5 protein-coding genes are annotated in these 5728 nt (G+C 43.2%); all 5 read right to left on the bottom strand.

The window, feature by feature from the left end; translation table 11 throughout:
* Positions 1-1092, bottom strand: a 1092-nt coding sequence (locus QUA24_RS24125) for a hypothetical protein (RefSeq protein WP_333232677.1), incomplete at its 3' end; no start/stop codon positions are given.
* A gap of 171 nt (positions 1093-1263) precedes the next feature.
* Complete coding sequence (locus tag QUA24_RS24120; RefSeq protein ID WP_333232676.1) at positions 1264-3036, bottom strand: hypothetical protein; 1773 nt, start codon at positions 3034-3036, stop codon at positions 1264-1266.
* Positions 3036-4505, bottom strand: a complete 1470-nt coding sequence (locus QUA24_RS24115; RefSeq protein WP_333232675.1) for an anti-CBASS protein Acb1 family protein — start codon at positions 4503-4505, stop codon at positions 3036-3038. The genes QUA24_RS24120 and QUA24_RS24115 overlap by 1 nt, the downstream gene beginning before the upstream one ends.
* Positions 4502-5221, bottom strand: a complete 720-nt coding sequence (locus tag QUA24_RS24110; RefSeq protein ID WP_333232673.1) for a hypothetical protein — start codon at positions 5219-5221, stop codon at positions 4502-4504. Before QUA24_RS24110 ends, QUA24_RS24115 begins: the two co-directional genes overlap by 4 nt.
* A gap of 9 nt (positions 5222-5230) precedes the next feature.
* Positions 5231-5728, bottom strand: a 498-nt coding sequence (locus tag QUA24_RS24105; protein WP_333232672.1) for a hypothetical protein, incomplete at its 5' end; no start/stop codon positions are given.

Genomic DNA, 5728 nt, shown 5'->3' with positions numbered 1-5728 from the left:
GCCTACCATTTTTTTGAATGCGGCTATTCCTGATGCAAGCTTGCTGAATTGCTCTGAGTTTAACGACCCGGTTCTTTTGCCGTTTTTGGGATTTGCCAACCCAGCCTCAACTCCTTTCATTTTTGATGGTGGATTTACATATAAAAATTCGCGAGCAACTTCAGAAATAAAAGTTTCATATTTTTTACTTCTTTCTTCAACCTCTGAGTTCCAATTCTCTGAATAAAACTTTTTAGCTTCTTTTCGCCCTTTTGTCTCTTGGATTCTATTAGCTTGTTTAATTATTTCTTGTTTTTTGTCAGCTATTAACTTTTGTTCGCCGCCGATCGACTCAGATATTTTCTGCAAATAGCTGGCAACTTCCTCACCCGATTTCATTTTGCCCGCGGCTTCTCGTGCAAGAATTTTCGCTTCAGCAAAGTTGCCAGAATCAAACGCCTTTTTCAATCCTACGACAAACGGGTCGATCGGCGGCCGCTTCTTAACTCCAGCCTTGAATGCTCCCGCCCGTTCCTTTTCTAACGCGCTTGCTTTTGCTTTCAGTTCATTGGCGCTGCCGTACCGTGACCATTTATTGTTTCCCTTGGAGTCTAAATATTTAGCCAAAGCCCGGATTTTATCGATACGTCCTTGGCTGATACTCTCGATCGAGCCTCCAGCTCGTTTAGTTTCCTGCCCCGCACTGTTAATCCAACAGGTGTGTTGTAGGGGAATGCAAATACTCCCGCAACTGTAACTAATAGCTGTACAGCGTGGCTTTTTACCACCCTTAACCGCGTCGTAGTTGAGTGCCAGCGACGTGTAACCTAGTGAGAAAAGGTCAAGTAATCTTGACTCTGTGGCGCTGTCAGTGTTGGCTGTGGCGATCGCAGGCTTGTATCCGATTCGATTTTTTTGAATGGAATAGCTAAAAATTCGTCTATTCCATGCGTCTTGGAATTTGCCTGTTACATCGCCGTTTTCTCCGATGACAAATGACAGCACGTTTACGTTTGAGCTGTATGCGTCATTGCCCTCAATTAACTCTTCTAATTGTTCAACAAACTCTGTTAATTCGTTAGCATCTCTCTTAACTTTGAATTGCTGAATCATATTATTCTCCCACGCATCCATATAAAGCGGCTAAAGAAGGGGGATCTTTCTTTAGTCTTTCTCTGACAACATCAAGTCTGTCAATTAATTGCTGGGAAGTGTTGCCTTTTCTTATTTTGTCAAGAATAAGCTTACGTTCATCCCTCAGTGGTTTGTATTCGTTATATTCCATTAGTCAATCCCTAGTAGTTTGTACGCTTTTTCAACTATCTCTTTGTACTGATCTTCCGAAAAATTGTCTTTCCCAGCTTTATCAGGACTCGCCGCTGGATTTTCTCTGCTCCCTTGATTGTCTAGGCTACGTGCTACAGCATCTTGAAGTTTTTTGAACTCCTTATAATCTTTTTTTGGTATTTTTGTACTGGCATACCAGTTTGCTTTTTGAGCTAGCATTGGTCGCCAACTTTCTTGATGACCAAGTAACTGTGTTGCCATTCCCTTATAACTATCTCTTGCGCTATCGTCTACATCAATAAACTTAACGTCAAAAGTTTTGGGGTTGTACATTAAGTTTTCTTGGTGCATATCTGGTGGAGTAAAACCATTGTCATGGGCAATTTTTGTTATTTTAAGTATATTTTTTACAAGTAAGTCACTTTCTTTTTCTTGTAGAAATTCTTGCTCCTCTTCCTCTTCTTCTTTGTACAGGTCGCTACCCCCGCCCAAAGTTTTATATCCATCCAAATATTCCATAGCTATCGCATTAACTTTGCCTTCTTCAAAAATAGCGCCATATACTTTAGGCGCTATTCCTAGATCGCCCATTGCTTTAGCTGCATTAATAGTTAGAGGTTCGTCTGTAGCTTTAGCGTATTTTAATGCTTTAGGATTTCGCGAGTCTCTTTTATCTAAATAGACGTTTCCGGATATTCCATCTCCAATTAATTTGTATTCAGGGGGTAATTGTCTAGTTTTTGCGTCATAAGGCGGGAAGTTAAAATTTGATGTTTTCTTGGCAGAATTTGCTTTTCTCTTAAAAAGATTAGCCCTTTGCTTTTCTAAGAGATTAGCTTTGCTTTCTAGTTTTTTGGATGTGCCATACTTTGACCATTTGTTGTTCCCGTTCGCTGCCAAATACCTTGCTAGCGTCCTGAGTTTGTCAATTCGTCCTTGGCTGATGCTAGCTACAGCCCCGCCTGCCTTCTTCACTTTTTGCCCTGCGCTGTTAATCCAGCAAGTGTTTTGAAGCGAAAGGCAAATTTTTCCGCAACTATAACTAACTGCGGTACAGCGTGGTTTTTTGCCATTTTTAATAGCATCTGTATTTGTAGTTAACGAAGCATAGCCAGCAGAGAAAACATCAAACAGCTTAGCGGATGCACTGTCAACTCGATCAAGCGTCAATGCAGGCTTATACCCAATTCGGCTTTTCTCGACAGAGTAGGTAAATATTCGACCGTTCCAAGCGTCCTTGAATTTCCCAGAGATGTCGCCACTTTCCGCAATTTCAAACGACATCACATAGACGTTTGAGCTATAAGCATCATCACTTTCGATCAACTCTTCCAACTGCTCAACAAACACTGCTACCTCATCAGCATCCCTCTTGACCTTGGAGTTCGATCCTATATCGTCTTGCAGTTGGGAGATAGAATACTGACTAGCAGCCCCAAACAATTGCCGGGGGACGTGTTTGAGAAATGTCTCAACAGCTTCATCAAAATCCCGAGCGCCTAAAACATACTTGTACTCGTCGATCGCTCCTGCCGGAGTTATCTGCACAACCTTAAAAACTGTCGGCGCGTCGCTAACGACATACACGTCCAAAGCTTTACCGTCCAAGCCAGCTCCCCATGAGCCACGAATACAGCCGTAATCGCAGGACATCGGCGGGGCAAATGAAAATCGTGGCTCCCCTGTTTTGGTGGTAATGTTTAACGGAATTCCATTCCAGGATCGAACTTCTTTGGCGGGTTCGTTGTTGGCGTCTGTGCGATAATTCATTACTCTTCTTCCTCAAAGGTTCCTGCGTCGTCTCCACTTAGCTCTGTTGGTGGCGCATTCTGTTCGTCTTCTAGTTTTTTACGTTTATCAACATCTAAGTTGATATTATATTGCGGAGTCGTGCCGCCAAAAACTGAATTAGCAACTTCTTCTGGCAATAATACTTGAGAACTAATATAGCCATTTAAACTCCCACCGTAAATAGAGAATATGTTGGCTTTTTCAAGTTCAGTCATTGGGTGGGTGTCTACAAAATTCCATCGAAAGCCGTTGGGCATATTACCTTTCGTCGGTGAGTCTTTGGCAAGCCAGCACAGCCAGTGGAATCGGTTCAGTTGGCGCTTTATGTGTCTGTTCTGGTATTGGCGGACGGTTTTGTTCATATCGGTCTGTTCGCTACCGCCACTAACCCCTAATTTGCCCGCTGGCGATACTCCCAAAAGATAGGTGCGAGGTAAGTTTGACGCAGCAACGCATTCATCAATTGCCTTTTCTACCGCTCCAAAGATGCCCTCAAAGTTTAGGGAACTTTCTTCTATGTCTTCTGTATCTTTGTCGATTACTCTGTACTTGAAACTCGATTCCATCATTGCAGCTTCAGCAATTCGTTTTCGCAGGATTTCTTCATTCCCCGCTATAATCATTTTGAATAAATCTTTAATTTTCCAAGTTTTTTTGATAATTTCAGGTAACAAAGAAGCCACCAAACTAATTGCCATATCGTACCGAGCAAGTGGCTGAGCAAATGTTTCGATTACTGAGTTTCCCCATCCTTGGTTGCGCTGTCTAGAGCGGTAACTTAATCGGGTAGCGCCACCAAACCTCAACACGCGCGATCGGTGAATCAATCCTGAGTTTTTGCGTCCAATATTCCGTCCTAGATTCAACCGATAATGAGTTGGACGGCTCATGTCCCATATCAGATCGTCTTGCATTAGAAAATTTTCATTTTTCTCTAGCGTAACGTTTCGCTCTGGGGTAACAGCCCATCGATCAAACACTCGCAGAAAATTGATAGTTTTAATATTTTTTTCATCTACTTCTTCTGAAGCTTCTCGTCCGTCGTCAATATCAATATAAATAGCCGATCCGCCAGTCAGTCGTTCTTCCCTCATAGCTTCGTTGAATATATCGGCGGTTGATATTTCGTCGCCAACGTCATCAACCAGTCGGTCTTGGTATTCAATAAACTGACCAATTAACTCTGGCGCTTTGTCTTCGCCAGTAATCTGATATTCAATCCATTCTCTAGTGCATTCATCAGGCAACACATCAACCAGGTTCTGCACCATCCAGTGATATTCGTACAGGTGGTCAATTTCGCCGGGAGCTAATTTGCGACTTGCTTTTAGTTCCGTAAACTGCCCTCTATCTCGTGCTGTTCCTTGCCCTGTGTAGGCGTTTGCAAACAGTCCCGGCAAGAATGAATCTTGTCTGCTACTACTGAATAAATCGTCTAAGTCACTCACGTTTCACCTTCTGGGTTGGTAGGAATGTTGGCAAACATTTTGTTTAAGTCAAAATCTGCCGTATCTAGCCCTAACGCTTTATTAATAATATCTGCGTTTTGTTCTTTATATTTTTTGTAACTATCTGCCAGATATTGCTTGCGTCGATCCTCTGGAGATTCCTGTGAAGCGTTGTAAGCTTGCACCAATAAATTGATTGTACTAAGGTCAAACCGATCGTACAAAGCTAGTGTATCTCGAACACTTGTTGCAGCAATTAGTTGCCCGATCGTGTCAATCACAAAATCGCCGCAGCTTTTAATTGGCGGGTTCCAATTTTCAATGTCGTCTCCTTCTTGCGGTTCAAAAGCTACTTCAGTTGTCGTATTAAATTCTGATTGATGGAGAGCTAGAAGTTTACTAGGGAATGCTTGGGTTTGCTTGCCATCACCTTCAATCTGACACAGAAACATCAATTGCACATCTTCAGGTTCCATTAGTGATACGTCCCAACCGTAGACAATTGGCTGTGGCGGTGTATCGAGTCGAGGAAATAAGTCTGCGATTTGCTGTAATAGCGTCCAGTGATTTGCAAGTAGTAATGCAGTGTCGCCGCCCAGGTTTTCCCACACTTTAGTCAATTCTTCAGTGAGACTCTGAAAAGAAGATAATCTTGAAAAAGGAACTGGGGCAATCACAATTACTTGAAGCCCCAGCCAAAACAATAAGCTTTTCATAGGTTAAAATCAGCAAACTCGTTGTTGTGGCAGCCATTCCCATTCGTAAGGTCTACACCGCCCGCCCGTGACAATTGTGTAGGCAATATCTACCTTTTGATCGTTACCTAGCGGGATGTCGCCTTCAGCCGGATTTAGCAGCGCTTCGTAAACTTTTAAATGCCACCTCTTTTGCGTTCGAGTCTGACCGCAAATATCGATCTGGCAGCGATCTAAGGGTGCTGCTTCGTTGAGCCGGACAATTCCAGCTAGTTGATTCGGAATTACCATCGACACGTATTTGCCTATCAAGTCGGAGCTAAACCCAAGTCCCATGTTTGCCCCGATCGCCACTGTTTTTGTTCCTGTTGGCGGCACAGTAGTAGAATAAGTGCCTGTCATTATTAGGGGGGCGGGGACGCCGTTTTCTGTAAGCGTTCCACCCTGTGCGCCCGTAGGGGAAGCGAGTACGCCAAAACCTTCCTGTCCTTCGATCGCCGGAGGTAATATTTGTTGAGTAATCAGCCT

It is taken from the genome of Microcoleus sp. Pol12B5, from assembly GCF_036701335.1.
Taxonomy (GTDB): domain Bacteria; phylum Cyanobacteriota; class Cyanobacteriia; order Cyanobacteriales; family Microcoleaceae; genus Microcoleus.
Note: the sequence above shows the minus strand (reverse complement) of the source record. Positions and strands in the feature narration are given on the sequence as shown.

Coding starts and splice junctions, on each gene's coding strand:
- QUA24_RS24120 (WP_333232676.1), bottom strand. CDS start 3,036: ATGAATTATCGCACAGACGCCAACAACGAACCCGCCAAAGAAGTTCGA.
- QUA24_RS24110 (WP_333232673.1), bottom strand. CDS start 5,221: ATGAAAAGCTTATTGTTTTGGCTGGGGCTTCAAGTAATTGTGATTGCC.